Source organism: Mycobacterium sp. P7213 (assembly GCF_900604305.1).
In the GTDB taxonomy this organism is placed as follows: Bacteria; Actinomycetota; Actinomycetes; order Mycobacteriales; family Mycobacteriaceae; genus Mycobacterium.
Window position 1 is genome coordinate 28,262 of sequence record NZ_UWOA01000036.1, and the last position, 21,451, is coordinate 49,712.

General features: G+C 70.0%; 10 protein-coding genes. 1 reads left to right on the plus strand and 9 read right to left on the minus strand.

Annotated features, from left to right (window positions below; genetic code table 11):
- Positions 1-26: 26 nt before the first annotated feature.
- From EJK91_RS14725 to EJK91_RS14755, 7 genes are read right to left on the minus strand one after another with little or no spacing between them, the layout of a single operon-like run.
- On the minus strand, positions 27-257 hold the full coding sequence (locus tag EJK91_RS14725) for an MbtH family protein (protein ID WP_024440694.1): 231 nt from the start codon (positions 255-257) through the stop codon (positions 27-29).
- Complete coding sequence (gene mbtG / locus EJK91_RS14730) at positions 238-1,530, minus strand: NADPH-dependent L-lysine N(6)-monooxygenase MbtG (protein ID WP_046300194.1); 1,293 nt, start codon at positions 1,528-1,530, stop codon at positions 238-240. The genes EJK91_RS14725 and mbtG overlap by 20 nt, the downstream gene beginning before the upstream one ends.
- Entirely contained in the window at positions 1,527-5,930 is a 4,404-nt protein-coding gene (locus tag EJK91_RS14735; RefSeq protein WP_125079295.1) for a non-ribosomal peptide synthetase, read from the minus strand. The genes mbtG and EJK91_RS14735 overlap by 4 nt, the downstream gene beginning before the upstream one ends.
- Positions 5,927-12,541, minus strand: a complete 6,615-nt coding sequence (locus EJK91_RS14740; protein WP_125079296.1) for a non-ribosomal peptide synthetase — start codon at positions 12,539-12,541, stop codon at positions 5,927-5,929. Before EJK91_RS14740 ends, EJK91_RS14735 begins: the two co-directional genes overlap by 4 nt.
- A complete protein-coding gene (locus EJK91_RS14745) occupies positions 12,534-15,482 on the minus strand; it encodes an SDR family NAD(P)-dependent oxidoreductase (RefSeq protein WP_125079297.1) in 2,949 nt (982 codons plus the stop codon). The genes EJK91_RS14740 and EJK91_RS14745 overlap by 8 nt, the downstream gene beginning before the upstream one ends.
- Entirely contained in the window at positions 15,476-16,801 is a 1,326-nt protein-coding gene (locus EJK91_RS14750) for a beta-ketoacyl [acyl carrier protein] synthase domain-containing protein (protein WP_125079298.1), read from the minus strand. The genes EJK91_RS14745 and EJK91_RS14750 overlap by 7 nt, the downstream gene beginning before the upstream one ends.
- The gene (locus tag EJK91_RS14755; protein ID WP_125079299.1) at positions 16,794-17,540 is read right to left on the minus strand and encodes a thioesterase II family protein; all 747 of its coding nucleotides are present in this window, start codon (positions 17,538-17,540) and stop codon (positions 16,794-16,796) included. Before EJK91_RS14755 ends, EJK91_RS14750 begins: the two co-directional genes overlap by 8 nt.
- Positions 17,541-17,751: 211 nt before the next feature.
- Between EJK91_RS14755 and EJK91_RS14760 the strand changes: the two genes are divergently transcribed.
- Positions 17,752-18,123: a nuclear transport factor 2 family protein gene (locus EJK91_RS14760; RefSeq protein WP_024440700.1), complete on the plus strand. Its 372-nt coding sequence runs from the start codon at positions 17,752-17,754 to the stop codon at positions 18,121-18,123.
- Between the two features lie 8 nt (positions 18,124-18,131).
- Here the strand turns inward: EJK91_RS14760 and EJK91_RS14765 are convergent, their stop codons facing one another.
- Positions 18,132-18,821 carry a cutinase family protein gene (locus EJK91_RS14765; RefSeq protein WP_024440701.1) on the minus strand — a complete coding sequence of 230 codons (690 nt, stop codon included), beginning with the start codon at positions 18,819-18,821 and terminating at the stop codon, positions 18,132-18,134.
- A gap of 41 nt (positions 18,822-18,862) precedes the next feature.
- The coding region (locus EJK91_RS14770; RefSeq protein WP_125079300.1) for a non-ribosomal peptide synthetase at positions 18,863-21,451 on the minus strand (2,589 nt) is incomplete at its 5' end.

A 21,451-nucleotide genomic window follows, 5' to 3' on the forward strand; every position in this document is an offset into this window, starting at 1 on the left:
TTTCAACGACGGATACCGGAGCCAGGCTACCCCCGTTCGGCCGCCATGGCATCACGAAGACTCTTGGGCCGCAGGTCGTTCCAGTGCTGCTCGACGTAGTCCAAACAGGCCGCGCGGTCGGCACCCTGTTCACCCCCGTAGACCACTGACCACCCAGCGGGAACAGTGGCGAACGTCGGCCACAGGCTGTACTGCTCCTCGTCGTTGACCAGCACGTAGAAGCTGCCGCTTTCGTCGTCAAAGGGATTGGTGCTCATCGGATCTCCTCGGTATCGGTGGCGCAGCGGAAAGGTGGGCGCCCAGCACCCGGTCGGACAGCAGTCCCAAGCAGCTCAGGTTGGGAAAACCAGGCCCCTGAGTGAGCCCGGCCAAGTTCGGCAGGAAGAGCTTCGGAGTGACGTCGGTGATGGCCAGGTCGTGCCCGATCGCTTCGGCCAGCCGGTCGCCGGAAAGCGGTCCGCCCAAGCCCAGCTCGAGCAGGTCCAAGGTGTCCTGGCCGAACAGCGATACGAACCACAGCGGATCGGCGCCGGAGCCGTCGATCACCAGATCGAAACCGTGCACGGTCTCGAAATTCTCGCCGCCGCGGTTGGTGCTCAGCGTCAAACGGATTCGGCCATCGCGAGCCACCGCGTGCGCGACCCGGCCCCGCAGGTGGCGGATCCGGTCGTCGGCCAGCAGCGCGTCTTGCACCCGGGCCGAGAACACCCCACGGTCAGTGCGGGCCAATGCATCTCGACGCTCCGCCAAGGTCAGCGCGGTCCAGTCGGTGGGATCTGAGAACAGGGCGTTCTCGAAGAATCCCTCGCCACGGGTGAACAGAGTCACCTGTGGGGAGATCACGGTGATCGTCGAAACCCGGTGCCGGAAAAGCTCATTGAGCATCGATGCGGCTGTCTCACCGCCGCCGATGACGGCCACGCGCTCGGCGCTGATCCGGTCGGCCGCAGCGCGATGCCAGAACTGCGCGATGGACAGCACCAGCGGGTTGCCGGGCAGGATCGACTTCTCGGCCTGCCCCGGGCCGGTGATCATCACCGCGTCTGCGGCGACTGTAGTCTCCCGGGAGGCCTCCCTAGTGTGCAGCACCCAGGCTGCGCCGTTCACCCCCAGCCGCTCCACCTCGCCGGGAATCACGTTGAGTTGCACCGCGTCGGCGACCCAGCGCAAGTACTGGCTCCACCGCAGGTGGGTGGGGGCCGGCCGGCCGCGGTCGACCCACTCGGCGAACTGGCCGGTGGCGATCAGATAGGACTGCCAGCCGTAGCGGGTCATGCGTTCGTCGAGTTCGGCGTTGCGGCCGGCCACCAGTGCCGAGCGGTACGGGAAGCCGACGTCCTTCTCCGGGCTGGTGCCCAGCCGGTGCGCGCCGTCGGTCCAGCCGCCGGTCGCGCGCCAGTTGGCGGCGACCTCGGTGCGCTCGACGGCAACCACATCCGGTGCAGCGACACCCATCTCGCGTAGTGCGGCGGCCTTGGCGGCCACCGCGACCGCTTTGGCCCCGGCCCCTACCACCGCAAGTGTGCTCATCGCAGTTCCTCCACCAGGTCGCCCAGGCTGTCGGTGAACAGCTCTTGCAGTTGCACGATCTCGGCGTCGCCGAGGATATCGGGCAGTGTGCGCCACTGGGTCATCAACGCCTGTCCCGCCCCGAGGTCGGCCACCGCAGCGAAGACGCTGAGCTCGTGACGCACCGCCTGACCAGGTTCGGGCACCGACGGCAGACCGGCGATCAGGTCGGGCGCCACGGCTGGCCCGCCCCCGGCACGGTCGACCCGGCCCAGGTAGTTCAGCAGCACCTGCGGCCCCGGCTGAGCCGCCAGCCGCTCGGCGGTGTCGGCACGCAGGTAGGCCAGCAGTCCGTAGTCGATTCCGCCTCCCGGGATGCCGGCAAGTGCGCCCGCCACCCCGGCCGGGTCGGCCTGGGGCACCCGCAGCGGATAAATGGCGGACAGCAATCCGGCGATGTCGGCGGTGTCGACACCGGTCACGACCTCCTCGGCACGTCCGTGGGTCTCCAAGGCCAGCAGTGGGACCGGCCCGGCCTGTCCGCGGCGGGCCCGCCAGGCGGTGACCATCCGCGCGATCGCCGCGACCAGCAGGTCATGCATCGGAACGGGCAAGGCCGAGAGCGCGGCGGTGAGCCCCGGGTCGGCGACGGTCACCGACACCGTGAGATCACTGGCGCGATCACGCGCGGGGTCGATCCGCCGAGCACCCAGATCCGGGTCGCCGCCGGCCAGCTGGGCGGCCCAGAAGTCGACGGTGTCCAGGGTCTGCGCACGTTCCTGCAGCGCCGCCGCCCAGCGCCGGTAGCCGCTGCGCTCCGGCAGCGGCTCCGCCCCGGTCAGCGCGGCGTGCAGCTCACCCAGGATCACCTGCCACGACACCGGGTCCAGTGCCAGCACGTGCCCGCACAACATCAGCACTCCCGCACTGTCCGGCGCGCGCAGCCACACTGCGCGCAGCATGACTCCGTTCTCCGGATCCAGGCTCTCCAACAGCCGGGTGCCGTGCGCGGTGACCACCGAAAGGTCGGCCGCCGCGACCGTGACCTCGGTCAGGACGTCGACGGGCTCGATCGGGTACAGCGTCAGCTCCGCGGTGTCGAGTCGGGCACGCAACAACGGATGCGCGGCGACGATCGCGGCCAGGGCGGCCCGCAGCTGCTCGGGCGCGGTGTCGTCGGGCAGGCGAATCGCTTCGACCTGCCCCAACCGGCGCGGGTCGCCGTACTGATAGAGCCAGCGGCCCGCCGGTAGCAGCGGAATCGGCCCGTCGGGCGCCTGCGATCCGTCGCGCTGTGCCGCTTCGCCGGCTTCGGCCATCTCGCGGTCCAAGTCGGCAGCCACGTCCCGAATCGTGTTGCAGCTCAAGATGGTCCGCGGACGCAGCGGCAGGCCTCGCCGGCGGGCCGCCCGCACCATCGACAGTGCGACGATGCTGTCCAGACCCAGCTCGCGCAGATCGGTCTCGACTCCCGGCGCCGCACCTGCCACCGCGTCGGCGCCCTCCGGGCCGGCGAACACCTCGGCAAGCAGTTCCACCAAGACCCGTTCGGTGTCGGTGGCCGCCGCTACCCCCCCGCTGACGAAGGGACCGGCGAGCTCCAGCAACACCGCGGTGTCCAGCTTTCCGTTCGCGGTCAACGGCATCGACTCCACCGCGGTGATTCGGGCAGGCATCAGGTAGGACGGCAGGCGGCTACCGATCTCGGCGCGCACCCGGGTGATGTCCACCTGCGCGCCGGTGACGAAACCGGCCAGCTGGGTGCCGGCCGGCCCCTGCACGGGAAGAACCGCCGCCGCGGTCACCCCGGGCACGGCGGCCAGCGCGGCCTCGACCTCAGCGATCTCGACCCGGTACCCGCGCACCTTGACCTGGTCGTCGGCGCGGCCGAGATAGACCAGGCGGCCATCGGTTCGGCGCCGGACCAGATCCCCGGTGCGATACATCCGGCCGCCGGCGCGAAACGGGTCGGCGACGTAGCGGGCCGCGGTCGCCCCGGCGCGGCCCAGATAGCCGCGGGTGACCTGCACTCCAGCCAGGTACAGCTCGCCGGCCACCCCATCGGGCACTTCGCGCAGGGCAGAGTCCAGTACGTGGGCGCTCATGCCGCGCACCGCTTCTCCGATCACCGGCACATCGGTGTCGGCGACGTCGGCGACAACGGCTTCCACCGTGGTCTCGGTGGGTCCGTAGCAGTTGTGGACCGCAGTCGAGGGCGCCGCACGCAGTCGTGCCCACGTGTGCGGTGCGATCGCCTCGCCGCCGAGCGCCAGCACAGTCAGGCGGTGGTCGGAGCCGGCATCCAGCAGGCCGGCGTCGAACAGTTGGGTGAACATCGACGGTGAGGTGTCGATCATGTCCAGCCGGTGCCGGCGGATGCCGTCGATGATCGCCTCGGCGTCACGCATCTCGTCGGTGGAGAACAGATGTACGCACTGACCACCTAGCAGACCGACCAGCGGCTGCCAGCTCGCGTCGAAACTCAGTGACCAGGCGTGCGCGACCCGTAGTGGCCGGCCCAAGCGCGCGACGGCGGGCGCGTACATGCGTTGCTGGTGGTCGGCGAAGTACGACGCCAGCGCGCGGTGGGTGCCGACAACGCCCTTGGGTTCTCCGGTGGATCCGGAGGTGAAGATCACGTAGGCGGCCGAGTCGGGGTGGATCACCACCGGAGTCGGCATCTGCGCCGCGTCTTCGGCGCGCAACTCGGACAGCAGTGGGACGGTCAGTGTCAGCTTCGGGCCGGCTTGGCGCAGAATCGAGTCGATGCGCACCTCGGGCAGGCCGATGTCGACGGGAACGTAGGCCGCCCCGGCCTGCAGCACCGCCAGAATCGCAATGACCGAGTCCAGCGAGCGCGGCAGCGCTATCGCGACCCGGTCTTCTGGGCCGATCCCGCGGGCGGCCAATGTTCGTGCCAGTGCGGCGGATTCGGCCGCCAACTCGGCGTAGGTCAGGCTGCGGTCCTCGCCGGTGAGCGCTGGACTGTCCGGATGCGCTGCGGCGGCCGCGGCGAACAGCGCGGGCACCGAGGACTCGGGTTTGATGTGGCGGTCCGCCGGATCGGTGATGCGGCTCCGCTCGACGGGCAGCAGCACGTCCAGGTCAGCGACGCGCGGCCGCGCCGGGTCGGGAAGCTGGCGCAGCACCTGCAGCAACCGCTGCCCCAGATCGGGAACTGACAACTCCCCCAGCGCATCCGGGACCGCCTCGAGCAGCACGGTGAGCCGGCCGTCGCGGGGCGGGTAGCTGACCAGCGTCAGCGGGTAGTGCGTGAGGCTTTCCACCGTCACCGGGATGAAACGCACCCCGTCCGCAGTGGTCACCCCGGCTGTCGCCGAGCCGATGGGCGCGTTCTCGAATACCAGCAGAGTGTCGAAGACCGCGTTGCTGCTGGCCCGCTGCACCGTCGACAGACTCAGATAGCCCAGGTCGCGCATGGCAGCGGTATCGCGTTGCAGCGCTTGACAGGTGGCGACCACCTCGGCGCGCGGCGGCGTCGACGCGGCCACCGGGACGGTGTTGATGAACAGACCGACCATGGTCTCGACGCCGGTGAGCTGTTGCGGGCGGCCCGACACCACCGCGCCGAACGCCAGGTCGGTCCGGTCGGTTAGCCGGCCGAGCAGCACCGCCCAGGCGAACTGCAGCACCGTGTTCAGCGTCAGGCCGTGGCGGCGAGCCCACTCGGTCAGCCGCGCGGTGGCCTCGCTGTCCAGCGCGACCTCGTGGGTCTGCGGGAGCGCACTGCCCACCGCGAGCCGTTCTCCGCCGGCCAGCATGGTCGGGCCGCTCAGCGGAGCTAGGTAGTCGCGCCACCGCTGTGTCGCGGCGGCAGTGTCTTGGCTTGTCAGCCAGCCGATGTAGTCGCGGTAGGGGCGCGGGGCAGGCAGCGGGTCGACACCGCCGGCGCGGTAGATCGCCACCATCTCGTCGAAGAACACCGCCATCGACCACCCGTCGATCAGTAGGTGGTGCACGGTGAGGATCAGCCGGTACTGCTCGGGGGCAGACCGGGCCAGCACGAAGCGCAGCAACGGTCCGCGGGCCAAGTCGAAATTCGTGGTGCGTTCGATGCGCGCAAGCTCATCGAACTCGCTTGGTGCAGCCTCAATTTCCCGCCACGGAAGAACCGCTGTCGCCGGGATGATCTGTACCGGGTGTGGCAGGTCGACGTCCCAGAACGATGCCCGCAGATTCGCATGCCGGGCCAGCATCGTCTCGGCACTGCGGCGTAACAGCCCTGCGTCGACGGGACCGACGATGTCGATGACGAACTGCACGGTATAGACATCGATGCCGTCGACACCGCCTCCGTCATCGGTGGCGAGCTTGGCCAGCGAGAACAGTCCCTGCTGCAGCGGGGAGAGTGCCAGCACGTCCTCGATCGCCGGGGTAACCCGCTGGCTGGTCTCGGTCACGGCGAATCACCCCATGCCGCGGTCAGACCGGCCAGTGCGTCGCTGCTCAGACCCGAGACGCTCATCGGCTCAAACGCCGTGTCAGCGGCCTCCGGAGTGCCACCGGCCGCGGCCGCGGCGTCGACCGCGGCAGCCAGTTCGGCGAACGTCGGATGCTCGAAGATCATCCGCGGGTCGACGTCCAGCCCGGCCGCGCGCGCCCGCGCGGCCAACTGCACCGACAGGATGCTGTCGCCGCCGAGTTCGAAGAAACCGTCGCTGCGCCCGATGGCCGCGACGCCCAACAGCTCGGCGCAGATTCCGACCAGGGTCTGTTCGGTGGCGGTGACCGGTGGGTCCGACTCCCCGCGGGTGGCCACTGCCGGCTGCGGCAGCGCGGGCCGGTTCAGCTTCCCGGAGTCGGTCAACGGCATCGCGTCGAGCACGGTCAACGATGACGGCACCATGTAGCCGGGCAGCGTCGCGGCCACGGCCGCACGCACCGAGGCGATGAATTCCGCCGGGTCGGTGACCGGGGCCGCGGGCACCAAGTAGCCGGCGAGCGTGGTGACACCGCGCTGCTCCCAGGTGCGGGCAGCGGCCGTCGACACGCCCGGTGCGCCACGCAACGCGGCCTCCACCTCGGCCAGCTCCACCCGGAAGCCACGCACCTTGACCTGGTGGTCGGTGCGACCCACAAACTCCAGCACCCCGTCGTGGGTCCAACGGGCCCGGTCGCCACTGCGGTAGAGCCGATCACCGGGTTCGTCTGAGAAGGGGTTGGCGACGAAGCGGGTCGAGGTCAGTCCCGGCCGCTTCCAGTAGCCGCGGACGATCTGCGGGCCCGCGTAATAGACCTCGCCGACCACCCCCGGCGGCACCGGCTGCAACGCATCGTCGAGCAGGTAGGCCTGCGATCCGGGGGTGGGCCGGCCCAGTTTCGGGGTGGGCGGCTCCAGTTCGCCGCGTACCACCGCACCCGAGGTCTCGGTGGCACCGAAGTTGTTGAGCAGTTGCGCATGCGGATCAAGTGCGCTGCCGAGTCGGGCCAGCAGGTCCGCCGAGACCGGCTCGCCGCTGCAGACCAGGCGGCGCAGACCGCGGACCGCCTCGGGGGCCGAATCCACCAGCACCGAGATGAGACTGGCCACCGCGGTCACCTGAGCCACCCGCTCGTCCACTATCAGCCGTGCCAGGGCTTCGGGATTACGGAAGTCGTTGTCATCGGCCAGAATCAGCGTCGCCCCGGCGGCCAGCCCGGCCAGCATCTCCATGCCGCCTTCCAGGAACGTCATCGACGACTGAGCCAGCCGAATGTCCGCACCGCTGACCGGGTAGTGGGCGATCTGCCAGTTCAGGCGTGCACTCATCGACCGGTGGGTGCCCAGCACACCCTTGGGCAGACCGGTGGAACCGGAGGTGAACACCAGATACATCGGGTCTTCCGGGTGCGGCACCGGAAGGTTCACCCCGACAATGTCTTTGGTCAGCTCCACCTGCACGTCGGCGTCATCCAGACACAGCAGCGACACACCGTCCGGCGCCGGAATCGCATCGCGGGTGGCCTCGCTGACCAGAATCACCTTGGCCCCGCCGGACGCGAAAACGTCCTCGATCATGAACTCGAGGCGCTGACGCGGATAGCTCGGGTCCAGCGGGAAGTAGCCGGCGCCGGCCTTCATGATGCCCACCAACGCGACTGGCAGATCCAGGTCACGGCGCACCGACAGGCCCACCAGGGTTCCGGGTTTCACGCCGGCGCCGATCAACAGTTCGGCAAGCCGGTCAGAGCGGGCATGTAGCTGCCGGTAGGTGAGCTCGGCTCCGGCGCAGCGCACGGCGACACCGTCGAAGCCGCGGCTGGGGGCCAGCACGTCGGCGATCGTTTGTGGGTCGTCCGCCGGAATCTCGGCACCGCGGCTCCACTGCTGCAGGATGCGCTCGCGCTGCTCGTCATCGACCAGGCTGATGTCGCGCAGCGCCCGTCCCGGATCGGCCGCCATGGTTGCCAGCACCCGGCCAAGCCAGTCGCCCAGTCGCTGCACGGTGGCGCGCTCATACAGGTCGGTGCGGTAGATCAGATGCCCGTCATAACCGGCGCCGTCGTCGCCGGTTGAGGTGAACAGATTCACCGACAGGTCGGCGTGCGCGATGTCGAATGTGGGCATCACGGTGCGGAATACCAGGTCGCCTTCAACGTCGTTGCGCCCACTGTCGATGACGTGGGTGACGTCGGCCGCCTCACGGACGTGGACCACCACCTGGAACAGCGGGTTGCGCGACAGCGTGCGGACCGGGTTGAGCGCCTCCACCAGCCGGTCGAACGGCAGGTCGGCATGCGCGTAGGCACCCAGTGCGGTTTCCCGCGCCCGGGCCACCACCTGGCGCAGTGTCGGGTTTCCGGACAACCGGTTTCGCAGAACCACGATGTTGACGAAGAACCCGACCAGGTTGTCCAGTGCGTTGTCGGTGCGTCCGGCGATCGGCACCCCGAGCGGGATGTCGTCGCCGCTGCCGGCCAAATGCAGCAGTATCGCGACCGCGGACTGCACCACCATGAACTCGGTGGCGCCGGTCTCGCGGGCCAGCGCCGCAAGCCCTGCTCGCACCTGCGGGGGGACGGTGAAGGCGACCGAGTCACCGGAGCCGTTCGCGGTGGCGGGCCGCGGAAAGTCCGGCCGCGGCCCGGTGTCGTCGGCCAGCCCGGCCAGTTGCTCGATCCAGTAACGGCGTTGCGCCTCGATCAGACCGGACTCGTCGCGCAGCAACTCGCCCTGCCAGTGCGCGAAGTCCGCGTACTGCAACGCCGGCGGCTCCCATGCCGGGGCGGAGCCGGCGGCGCGGGACCGGTAGGCGATCAGCAGGTCGGTGAAGAGCACCTCGACCGACCAGTGGTCGGCGGCGATGTGGTGCACCACCAGGGACAGCACCCGTTCGTCGCCGGGCAGGTGCAGCAGCGCCGCCCGGATCGGCCAATCCCGTTCCAGGTCGAACGCGATGCTGCGCTGCTCGTCGAGTCGGGCCCGCGTCCATGTTGTGACCGCACCCGGATCGGTTTCGGGGCAGTGCAGTTCGGTCACCGGCACCGCTGCGGCGGCGTTGATCACCTGATGTGGCAACCCGTCGATCTCGCGGAATGTGGTGCGCAGGCTGTCGTGGCGGCCCACCATGTCACCGATGGCGGCGGTCAGGGCGGCTGTGTCGCAGGGGCCGGTGAGCCGGGCCGTCAGCGGAATGTTGTCGCCGGTGGCACCCGGGTCCAGTCGGTAGGCGAACCAGGTTCGCAGCTGCGACGCCGAGACCGGAAGGTTGCCGGAGCGCGGTACGGCAACCAGCGGCGGTCGACCGGCCCCGTTCTCGCCGGGTTGCGCGGCCGGCGCCCGGTCGATCGCGGCGGCCAGCCGGGCCACCGTGCTGGCCTCGAAGATCTCCCGGATGCCGATCTCCACCTCGCAGCGGGCGCGGATCGCCGCGACCAGTTTGGTGGCCAGCAGCGAGTGACCGCCGAGGTCGAAGAACGAGTCGTCGGCACCCACCCGGTCGCGGGAGAGCAGTTGCGCGAACAGTTGCGCCACCACGTGTTCGGTGTCGGTCTGCGGCTCCCGGTACGGGGTGCTCTCCATCGGGTGCGGGTCGGGCAGCGCGGCCCGGTCGATCTTGCCGTGCGCTGTGATCGGGATGTCGTCGACCACCACGTAGGCCGCCGGCGCCATGTATTCCGGCAATGCCGCGGCCACGCGGGCCCGGATCCGCGGGATCTCGACGGTGTCTTCTCCGGCGCCCGGGCCGGCGGGGGTCAGGTAGGCGACCAGGCTGCGGCCCAACCCGGGAAGGTCCGAAACCACGACCACGCACTGGCCGACGCTGGGATCCACCGAGATGGCCGAGGCCACCTCGCCGAGCTCGATCCGGAAGCCGCGGACCTTGACCTGGTCGTCGGCGCGGCCGATGAATTCCAGCTCGCCGGCGGTATTGCGGCGGGCAAGATCACCGGTGCGATACAGCCGCTGGCCGGGCGTCCACGGATCGGCGACGAAACGCTCGGCGGTCAGACCGGAGCGGTCGAAGTAGCCGCGGGCCATATGTGTTCCACCGATGTAGATCTCGCCGATCACCCCGACCGGGACCGGTTGCAGCGCGTCGTCGAGCAGCCACATGGTGGTATTGATGTTCGGGCTGCCGATCGGCACGATCCGGTTGCCCTGCGGGCCTTCCACCTTGTGTCGGGACGAGTTCACCACGGTCTCGGTGGGGCCGTAGAAGTTGTGCAGCAGGGCGTCGAAGGTGGCGTGGAACTTGTCCGCGAGTTCGCCCGGCAACGGTTCGCCACCGATCGGGATGCGCCTCAGGGTGCGCCATTGGTTCACGCCGGGCAGCGACAGGAACAGGCCGAGCAGCGACGGCACGAAGTGCATGGCGGTGACGCCTTCGCGCTGCAGCAGGTCGGTCAGGTAGCCGATGTCGCGCAGACCATCCGGGCGCGGAATCACCAGCCGGGCACCGCTTCCCAGGGTTCCGAACAGTTCACCGATCGACACGTCGAAGCTCGGTGATGCGACCTGCAGCAGGACGTCGGTGTCGTCGATTCCGTACTCGCCGCCGAACCAGACCAGGTACTCGGTGATCGGGGCGTGGGAGACCTCGACCCCCTTGGGCAATCCTGTCGAACCCGACGTGTAGATGAGGTAGGCCAGATTCTCCGGACGCAGCGGGCGTACCCGGTCGGCGTCGGTCGGGTCGGTGTCGGGCCGGCCGGCCAGCTCGTCTTCGGTCAGCGGTTCCCGCAGCACGATCGACGGTCGAGCGTCACCGAGGATGAATTCGATGCGATCCAGCGGATACTCGGGGTCGACGGGAACGTAGGCCGCGCCGGCTTTGGCGATACCCAGGGCGGTGACCACCAGATCGGTCGAACGGCCGAACAGCACCGCGACCTTGTCTTCGGTGCCGATGCCCGCGGCGATCAGGTGGTGTGCGATCCGGTTGGCGCGCGCGTTGATCTCGGCGTAGGTGTACCGGCCGTGATCGTCGACAACGGCGATCGCGTTCGGGGTGGCCGCGGCCCGGTCGGCCACCAGCGCGCCCAGGGTGGCCGGCGCCCCCGGTGGCGGGACGAAGTCGGGTCCGCGAGAGATCGCGTCCAACCAGGCCCGGTCGTCATCGCCGAGCATGTCCAGCTCGCCGACGGTTGTCTGCGGCTGTGCCACGGCGGCGGACAACAGCCGCACCAAGTGGCGCAGCAACTGCTCCACCAACGCCTCGTCGAGCACGTCGTGCAGGTACTCGGCCTCGATCAGCGCGCCGTCCGGCCCGGCCTCCACCATGATTCCCAGCGGCAGCTGGGCGACCTTGCCGCGGTAATCGGCTCGGCTGCAGGTGATCCCGTCCGGCTGGAAGCCGCCCCCTTGGGCCGAGCGGAAACCGAAGCTGAGCCGAGTGAGTCGTTCCACACCCCCGTGCCGGCGATCCGGGTTGAGTTCGCGCACCACCCGGTCGAGGTTGATGCCCTGGTTTCCGAACGCCCCCAGGGCAGCGTCGCGGGTGTGCGTCAGCAGTTCGCTGAATCGGGTGGCGGCGTCCACTTTCGCGCGCAGCACCACGGTGTTGCCGAAGTAACCGATGGCTCCTTCGGTGCCGGCGGTGCGGTTGAGCACCGGTGAGGCGATGAGGAAGTCATCGGTGGCCGTGTAGCGGTGGATCAGGGCGGACAGGGCCGCGGCGATCACCATGTAGGGCGTCGCGCCGTTGCTGCGGGCCAGCTCGGTTATGTCGGACATCAACTCCGCCGGCAGGGTGCGGGTACACAGTCCGGCGCGCAACGTGCTGGGTATCGCCGAGCCGTGCGGGCCGGGCAGTTCCAGCGGGTCCGGCGGGTCGGCCAGCAGGGTGCGCCAGTAGGTCAGCTCGGCGTCATGGCCCGAGCCGGCCGCAACGGTGGGGTGCGGTACGGGGGCGCGGGTGGCGAACTGATCGGGGTCGGCATAGGCGGCCGTGAGGTCGGCGAAGAAGACCGCCCAGGAGTCGTCGTCCCAGGCTATGTGGTGGGCCACCAGCAGCAGGATGTGTCCGTCCGGTGCGACCCGGACCAGGGTGAGTCGCAGCGGGGCATCGGAATCCAGCCGGAACGGGGTGGCGAATTCGCGCTGAGCCAGGACTTCCAGGCGCAGCGCGCGGGCCTGTTCGGCGAGGTCGGACAGGTCGTGTGTGGCAAAGCCGGGCGTGACCTCGGCGATCACCGGGTGCGGTTCGCCCGCGTCGTCGACGGAATAGACGGTGCGCAACACGGGGTGGCGCGCGGCCACCGCGGCCAGCGCGGCCCGCAGTCGGGTGCCGTCCAGCGGGCCGGTGAGGCGGTAGGAGACCGAGATATTGGCCAGGGCGCCGTTCGGGTCGAGCGCTTGCACGAACCACATACGGCGCTGTCCGTCGCTCATGGCCGGCGGCGCAGACCCGTTGCCCCGCCCGGACTGCGGCTCCGAAGATGCGGTGGCCAGCCCCCGTTCGGCGAGTCTGCGGCGCAACAGTTCCAGCCGCAGCTCGTTGGCGTCGGTCGCCTGGTCGACGGTGCCCTGCGGCGATTCCAGCTTCGCCTCTCCTTCGTCGAGCCTCGCTAAACCGCCGGTGTCAGTCATGGGTGAACACAGTCCTTTCCGTAGCCGCGGCCGGTGCTGCGTCATCGGTCAGCGTGGCCGTCAGCTGAGCTCCAGTCATTCCGGCCAGCAGCGGACCGAGCGCCACCCGCAAACCGGTGGCCCGCCCCAAGCGCTTGCGCAGGTCCAGCGCAAGCAGTGAATCCAGGCCGAGGTCGACCAGGGCCCGGTGCATGTCGATGTCGTCGGGGCCTTCCAAGCCGAGCACCGTCACCAGTTCGTCGGCCACCACCTCGCCGATCGGGCGATCGGCCCGGCCGTCCACCGTTGCGCCGGTCAGTGCTGCGTCGAAGGGCGAGGGCACGCCCTGACTGTCGAAGAACACCGCCAGTCGATCGAAATCGGCGGCCAGGATCGCCGGGTCATGCGGCGCGGCAAGGAGTCCGGCGCTGATCGCGGCCTCCGGGGCCATCGGCGTGAGGCCGGTGCGGGCGATCCGGTCCTTCTCCTGGCCGCTGACCACGGCCACGCTGCGCCACAGCCCCCAGCGGATGGAGGTGGCGCCCAAGCCCTGCGCCCGAAGCTGTCCCACCAGCGTGTCAGCCATCCGGTTGGCGGCCGCGTACAGTCCGTGTCCCGAACCACCCCACAGCGCCAGCACCGAGGAGCAGACCAACACGCGTGCGCCGGCGTCCAGCGGCCAATGCCGTGCCAGGTTGTCCAGTCCGATCACTTTGGCGCCGAACGCGTCCCGGACTGCCGCAGCGGTCACCTTCGACGTGGCCACGGCCTCGGCCGACGCCGTGTGCACCAGCAGCCCCGCCGGTACCGGTCGATATTGCGCAACGACCGCCGCGACCGCGGCGTCATCGGTGATGTCGCAGCGGATCACGGTGATACGCGCCCCGGTACGCGCACGCAGCGCATCCAATTGCGGCGTACTCGCATCGCTGGCCCCACTGCGGCTGAGCAGGACGATGTCGCGGGCGCCGTGTTCGGCGCAGAACGCCGCGTAGGCCAATCCGATCGCACCGGTTCCGCCGCTGATCACCACGGTCTCCGGGATCGTCGGCGCGGTTGCTGCGGCCCTGGACTCGACGAATCGGCGGGTCGCCAGGCTCCCCGCACGCACCGCGACCTCGGTGTCGGTCAGCCACAGTGCGGCACCGGCGGCTCGCAGGTCTGCGGCAGTGGGCTGCACCGGCAGGTCCAGATGGGCGAACGTGTGATCGGGGTAGTCGAATCCGATGCTGCGGTGCAGCGCGGCCAGGGCGGCTGCACCTGGCCGCGGCGACGGATCACCGGCAAGTTGCTCGGCGCCGCGGGTCACCAGCCATACCCGGCGGCAGTTCGGTCCCGGCTGAACCACGGTCTGGCTGGCGGCGTACCCGGCGAACTCGGTTGTTGCGGTGGCGATGTCGACCGCATCGGCGAGCGGAGCCACCAGAACCAGGAATTCGGCGTCGGCGGGGTCGACCACTTCGGCGTCCAGGGCATCCAGTTCCGCCGCCAGTTGCGCGGTCAGTTCACCCGATTGCCCGGCATAGTCGACGACGGCTATCCGCGCGGGCCGCTGTTGCGGCTCGGTGACCGGCAGCCAGCTTTCGGTCATGACCACCGGCATCCGATGGCGCGGCACCGACGTCTCCGCGCCGGCCCACAGCCGGTTGGTGTGCATCGGTGCGTGCGGGAAGTGCCGCAGCGGCGCGGAAGTTTGCGCCGGGGCGAAATCGCGCCAGCGGTAGCCGGGGTCGGCGATCGCCGCCGCGGCGACGTTGGCTGCCAGCGCCTCATTGGCCGGCTGGTCACGGTCGGCGCTGCCCAGCACCTGGGCGGCACCCACGGAGTCGCCGAGCGCCACCAGCAGGGTCGGGTGTGCCGACATCTCGATGAACGTCGTGACACCGCGCGCCACCGCGGCAGCGGCGGCCAAGTCGAACCGGACCTGCCGGCGCAGATTGTCGAACCAGTACTGCCGGAACGTAGTGCCGGGCGGGATCGGCCCGCCGTACACCGATCCGATGAATTCCACCGGAGCGCTGTGGAATTGCGCATCGGGAAGCTGCTCGGTCAGCTGGTCTCGCAGCGGCTCCAGGGCGCTGGTGTGCGCCGGGTAGCGCACCGGCAGTTCGCGTGCGAACACGCCACGCCGGCCGGCGGCTTCCAGAATCTGCTGTATGGCCGACCATTCGCCGGACACGACCACGGACTCGGGGCCGTTGACCACCGAGAGCTCCAGCCAGCCGGAGGTGGCGGCGATGAGGTCAGCGGCGGCGTCGGCGTTCAGGGCGAGCATCGCCATGCCGAATCGGACCGGTGCGTTGGCGGCCAGCAGGTCGGTCAGCTGCGCCCGCGCGGCCACCACCGCCACGGCGGCGTCCAAGTCCACCAGGCCGGCGATGTAGGCGGCGGCCACCTCGCCCAGGCTGTGGCCGACGGTGATGTCGGGCAGCACACCGAAATGCCGCCAGGTGGCGGCCAGCGCCGCGGCGTGGGTGAATTGGGCGGCTTGGACCACCACGGGATCGCTGTCCTCCATGCCGCGCAGATAGCTCAGCGGCGAGGCGTGACCGGCACGCAGGAAGGCCTCATGGCAGCGGTCCGCCTCAGCGCGGTACGCCGTGACGCCGAGCAGTTCGGCTCCCATGCCCGGCCATTGATTCCCCTGGCCGGGAAACACGAAAGCGGTGCGCGCGGCCTCGGGTTGATGCGACTGGGCCACCAGCGGGTGTTCGACGCCGCGGTAGAGAGCCTCGAGGCCCGCGAGGAGCTCGGCGGCGTCACGGGCGCGGATCACCGCGCGGTAGCGGCGCACCGGGCGGGTGGCCCGCAGGGTCTGGGCTACCGCTGGGACCCCCGCCGGGTGGGTGTGCAGGTAGCGCGCCAGGGCGCCGGCCTCGGCAGCCACCAGGTCGCGGGCGTGTGCCGAGATCAGCACGGGGATCCGGGCGTCGGGCAGCGTGGTCGGGTGGTTGTTCAGCACGGGGCGACCCCGGAAACGTCGTCCACCCCGACGATCAGATGCGCATTGGTGCCGCTCATCCCGAACGCCGACACCGACCCGATCCGGCGGCCGTTACTCGCCGGCCAGGGGGTGATTGTCTCGGCCAGCGCGATTCCGTGACCGTCCCAGTCGATGCCGTCGTGCCAGCCGTCGCGCACATGCAGGGTGGGCGGGATCGCCTGGTGCTCGGCGGCCAGCAGCACCTTGGTCAACCCTAGTGCCCCGGCCGCGGCCTGGGTATGCCCAATGTTGGATTTGACCGAGCCCAGCCGGGGGCCGATGTCGGCTGTCGTGTCGGTGCCGTAAACACTGATCAGCGAGCGCAGCTCTACCGGGTCACCGACCCGGGTTCCGGTTCCGTGGCCCTCGATCATCCCGACCTGGCTGGGATGCACGCCGGCGTCGGCCAAGGCGCGGCGGAACAGGCGCTGCTGGGCCGCTTCGCTGGGGGTGAGCAGGCCGGGGGTGTGGCCGTCCTGGTTGAGTCGGCTGGCCATGATCTCGCCGTAGATATGGCGACGGTCGCGCAACGCAGCCGACTTTCGTTGCAGCACAAAAATTCCCGCACCTTCGGCCCACACCGTTCCGGTGGCGGCGGCACTGTAGGGCCGACAATGACCGTCGTCGGAGAGGGCGTGCTGTTTGGAGAACTCCACGAAGAAGCCGGGCGAGCCCATCACGCACACCCCACCGGCGAGCGCCATATCGGTGTCACCGGTCTGGATCGCCTGCACCGCCAGGTGCACCGCGGACAGCGCCGACGAGCAAGAGGTGTCGACGGTGATCGCCGGGCCGGCCAGGCCCAGGGTGTAGGCGATCCGGCCGGAGATCACCGACAGTGCGGTGCCGGGCAGCAGGTGACCGCTGTGCGCGCTGAACTGCGCCATGTCCGGGCCGTAGCCGGTGACCGAGGCACCCAGATACACGCCGGCGTCGTGGCCGGTGAGTTCGTCAGGGTTGATGCCGGCGTCTTCCAGGGCGCGCCAGGCCACCCGCAGTGCCACCCGCTGCTGCGGGTCCATCGCGACGGCCTCGCGTGGTGCGATACCGAAGAATCCGGGATCGAATTCGGCGGCGCCGGAGAGGAATCCGCCGGCGTTGCAGATCGGTTTGAAGCCGTCGCGGTGCGATCCCTCGATGAGTTCGCGCACCGCCCAGTCCCGGTCCTCGGGAAGGGGACTCAGGGCCTCGCGGCCGTCGGCCAGCAGTGACCAGTACTGCTCGGCGGTGTCGATGCCACCGGGCGCCTCGACGCCGAGGCCGGTGATGACGACCGGATCCTGGCGCCGATCATTCATCGGCGATGATCCGCTTCGCCAGGGTCTCGATGTGGTCGTAGTGATAGAAGTGCCCGCCGTCGTATAGCGACATCGACCAGGCGCCGGTGGTGTGCTCGGCCCAGCGCTCCAGCAGGTCGGCGCCGACCCGGTCGTCGGAGCGGCCACCCAGCACGGTGATGTCGGCGCTGATGGTGGTGTCAGGAGCGCACTGGTAACGGTTGAACGCCAGGTAATCCGAGCGCACCGGGGTCAGCAGCAGGGTGAGGAACTCCTCATCGGCCAGGATTCGCGGGTCGGTTCCGCCCAGCTGGGCGAGTTCGGCGCGCAGGTCGGCATCCCCGGTGGGCACCTTGCGCAGCCCGGCCACCACGCCGGGAGCGGGGGCGGCTGAGGCCCACAGCCGCTGGATCTCGATGCCGCGGCTTTGGGCCAGCCGGGCAAATTCGAATGCGACCAGCGCGCCCATGCTGTGGCCGAACAGGCGCAGCGGCCCGAGCTGATGCCAGGGCGCGGCGTCGAACAGGCTGCGGGCCAACTCCGGCAGGGTTTCGGCGGCCGGCTCACGGAAACGGTCGGCACGCTGCGGATACTGCATGACGTAGGTGTCGGCACCGGCGGCCAGGGCCAGCGCCAGCGGGCGGTAGTTGACCGCGGTTCCGCCGGCGTGCGGGAAGACCAGCGTGGGGGCGCCGGGGCCGGGAAAGCGGCCCATCCAGGAGGGGAACTGCGCGACGGCCGAGGTGTCGTCGACGGCCATCCGATCCCCTCGCAAGTATTAGTAAAGGCTGCCCTAATTTCCCTGCGTCAGGTTACCCCTACCGGCGGCGGGCCGGAAATCCGGGCGTCGGTGGGCCTGTCCCAGCCCTTGCGCCGCACCGGGCTGCACTGGGGCCGGTTTTCTGCGCCGTTCCTGGCACGGAATGCACGTTCGGCGAAGGCGGGGCCGCGCCCTGGGTCAGACTCCCCTGATGGACGTCCGCACCACGATCGATACCTACCTGCGAGCCTGGAGGCAACAGGACCCCGAGCTCATCGTCACGATCTTCACCGACGACGCCACCTACCACGAGCGGGTGCTGGGCGAACCGATCCGCACCCGCGCCGGAATCCGCGACTATTGGCAGCACAAGGTCGTCGAGGGCCAGGCCAACATCGATGCCCGGTTACTCAACCTCTACACCGCCACCGACGGCACCACGGTGATCGCCGAGTGGGAGGCGACGTTCGACGACCGTATCCAGCACGTGCGTAAGCGGATGCGGGAAGTCGCCATCCTGGAATTCGCCGGTGCGCGGATCGCCAGCCTGCGTGAGTACTGGGCCTCCGAGGTGGTCGAATAACCGCGGCGTCAGAGATGGCTCGCCACGAACGTCGCGGCCTGAGCCGGCATCGGCGACTGCGCGTAAGACAGGTGCGGCGCGGAGAACATCTCGTCGTGTGAAGGCAGCGCCAGGGCTCCCGGCGTGCAGATCGGATCGCCGTCTGCACACAGATCGATGGCCTTCGCGCCGTACCAGGGGCTGATCTCGCTGACCGGTCCACCCAGGTACCGGTCGGTGGGATTGCCGAAAACCGCGACGGCAGCCACGTGTTCGGCCTCCTCCGCCGACAAGGTCGCGGCGTTGAAGCCCGCCACCGATGCCCGCGCAATGGTGATCAGATCGATGACCATCGCTCCTTGCGAATAGCCGCCGAGTACCAGTTTGGTGTCGGGACAGGTCGCCACCATGGATTGCACGTGCGCGTTCGCGTCACCGGCGCCGTCGGACGCCGATGGCGGCCAGTCCTCGCCTGCGGGGTAATTGACCGCATACACCCCGACGGACCGCCCGCCGACCTGCGAGCGCAACGCGTCGATGAATTTCTGGCCGACTTCGCCGACACCTGGCGCCTCCGCGGTGCCACGAGCGAAGGTCACCTCGATGTCGGGACAGCCGGCAGCGGAGGCGGCGGGAACGACGACCGGTGCGCTGGGCAGCGTGGCCAAGGCCATCGCCACCGGAACACCGAGCAACAGGAGCGATCGGCGCGCTTTCATATCACCGATGCTGGCACACCGTGACCGCGCTCCACCAGCCCTTATCGCAGGGCGTCGGCCACCTCGGCGGCATCGAGCTGCGCCACTTCCAGATACACCTCGGCCACCGCGTCCAGCCGGCCCGGATCGGCCTCGGCCGCTGCCAGCCGAGCAGCCAGCCCGGCGACAGTTCGGGTGGCGAAGATGTCGGCGACCACCGCGCCCGGGACGTCCAGCCAGGTGCGGATGCGTGACACGGCGGCGGTGGCCAGCACCGAATCGCCGCCCAGGGCGAAGAAGTCGTCGTCTGCTCCGACCCGGGCGGCGCCGAGCACCTCGGCGATGATCGCGGCCAGGGCGTGCTGCAGCGGACCGGCCGGCTCCCGGTAGCCGTCGCCGGCCGCCACGGCCGCGGCCAGCTCGGCCGTCACCGCCCGCCGGTCGATCTTGCCCGAGACGGTGTAGGGAATCGCCGAAACCACGTGCAGCTGGCGCGGAATCATGTGCTCGGGCAGCGACTCGGCCAGCCCGGCCTGCAATCGGGCAACGCTCACCGCGGGATCGCCGGCGCGCACGGCGGCCGCCAGCACCTCACGCCCACCGGGTTCGGTCAGCGCCACCACCACCGCCTCGGCCACCCCGGGCAGCCGGCGCAGTGCGGATTCGACCTCGCCGAGTTCGATGCGATAGCCGCTGATCTTGACCCGGTGGTCGGCGCGGCCGACGAATTCCAGGGTGCCGTCGGGAAGGTAGCGGGCCAGATCCCCGGTGCGATACCAGGTTCGGCCGTCGTACTCGACGAACTTCTCGGCGGTCAGATCGGGCCGGCCACGATAACCCGAGGCGATGCCGCGCCCGGTGACCCACAGTTCGCCGGTCACCCAGTCCGGGCGGTCGGCTCCGTCGGCGCCGACGACCCGGCAGGCGATGTTGGGCAGCGGGATGCCGTAGGGCACCGCGGCCCAGTGCGCCGGCGGGTCACCCTCGACCTCGCACAGCGTGGCGTGGATAGCGGTCTCGGTGGCGCCACCCAGCCCGGCGAAGCGCACCCCGGGTGCCAGCGCGGCAAACCGTCGCGCCAGTTCAGGGCGCACCCAGTCGCCGCCGGTCAACACCGCACGCACCGACGACAGTTCCCCGCCGGTGGCGGCCAACATCTCCAGCGCCCCCGGCATCAGGTTAAGCACGCTGACCCGGTGCCGCGCCACCAGCTGCGCCCACACTTCGGGACTGCGCCGGTCGGCTTCATCGATCATCACGATCGCCGCACCGGCGCGCAGCATGGCGAAGACATCGAGCACCGACATGTCGGCATCCAAGGTGAGCAGCGCCAGGCTGCGGTCACCCGGAGCGAATCCGAAACGCGCGCTCAGGGTTTCGATGGTGTTCATGGCGGCGTCGTGGCTGACCTCGACTCCCTTGGGCTCGCCGGTGGAGCCGGAGGTGAACACCACGTAGGCCAGCTCGAACGGAGCGGTGCGAACCGGGTCCGCCAGGCGGGAGTGCTGCACGGCATCGGAGACCGCCAGCACCGGAATCTCCAACGCGGGCAACGCCTCCCCGGTCACCAGGGCCAGCACGGCACCGCCCAGCGCCAGGATCCGCTCTCGGCGGCCGGGCGGCTGATCGGCAGCGATCGGCAGATAGACCGCACCGGCGGCCAGGATGCCCAGCAACGCCGGAATCTGCTCGGCCCCCTTGGGCCCCAGCAGCGCCACGGTGTCACCGGGTCGCACACCACGCTGCTGCAACGCAGCGGCCACCGCCAACGCCTGATCACGTAGCCGGCCGTAGCTCAGCTCCCCCGAACCGTGCAGCAGCGCGACCGCCCCGGGATCGCGGTCGGCCTGACGAAAGAACCCGTCCTGCAGGGCTTCCCCGCTGGGTTCGGCGGTGCCCGCGTTCACCGACTCGCGCACCTGCGCCTGGTCGGCGGGCAATGCTGCCGCCGCCGGTTCCGCCCAGCCGTCACGGCCGGCCAGCCGAGTCAGGTCGGCGATATGGTGGGCGAACATGGCGTCGATCACGCCCGGCGCGAACATGTCCTCGCGCACATCCCAGTTCACCAGGATGCCGCCGTCGAACTCGGTGACCTGCGCGTCCAGCAGCACCTGGGGGCCTTGAGAGATGATCCAGACCGGGGTGCCGAACGCGGCGGTGACCTCGTCGGCGAACAACTCCCCGAGTCCCAGCGCGCTGGTGAACACCACCGGTGCCAGCACCTGCGTGCCGCGGTGGCGGCTCAGGTCACGCAGCACCGCCAAGCCGGGGTAGTCGGCGTGTGCGGCCGCGGTGCGCATGGCGTCCTGCACCGCGTGCGCGCGCTGCACGCCGGTGCTGGCCTGGCTCAGATCCACATCCAGCAGCAGCGACGAGGTGAAGTCACCGACCAGTCGGTCCACGTCGTCGTGCAACGGTTCGCGGCCGAACAGCGGCACATTGAGCAGGAAGCGCGGTACGTTCGACCAACTGGCCAGGGTGTGGGAGAACGAAGCGGCCAGGGTCATGGCCGGGGTGACGCCGTGGGCGCGGGCCTGACCGAACAGCGCATCGCGGGTGTCCGGGTCCAGCCAATGCCACCGCCGGGTGCTGCGGCGCGGGTCGGTGGGGGCGCCGGCGGGCGGCGGCAGCTTGGGCGGGTCGGGCAGGTC

Bases quoted from the DNA above. Each gene is read 5' to 3' on its own strand.
- EJK91_RS14725 (WP_024440694.1), bottom strand. From the start codon at position 257: ATGAGCACCAATCCCTTTGACGACGAAAGCGGCAGCTTCTACGTGCTG.
- mbtG (WP_046300194.1), bottom strand. From the start codon at position 1,530: ATGAGCACACTTGCGGTGGTAGGGGCCGGGGCCAAAGCGGTCGCGGTG.
- EJK91_RS14740 (WP_125079296.1), bottom strand. From the start codon at position 12,541: ATGACTGACACCGGCGGTTTAGCGAGGCTCGACGAAGGAGAGGCGAAG.
- EJK91_RS14750 (WP_125079298.1), bottom strand. From the start codon at position 16,801: ATGAATGATCGGCGCCAGGATCCGGTCGTCATCACCGGCCTCGGCGTC.
- EJK91_RS14755 (WP_125079299.1), bottom strand. From the start codon at position 17,540: ATGGCCGTCGACGACACCTCGGCCGTCGCGCAGTTCCCCTCCTGGATG.
- EJK91_RS14760 (WP_024440700.1), top strand. From the start codon at position 17,752: ATGGACGTCCGCACCACGATCGATACCTACCTGCGAGCCTGGAGGCAA.
- EJK91_RS14765 (WP_024440701.1), bottom strand. From the start codon at position 18,821: ATGAAAGCGCGCCGATCGCTCCTGTTGCTCGGTGTTCCGGTGGCGATG.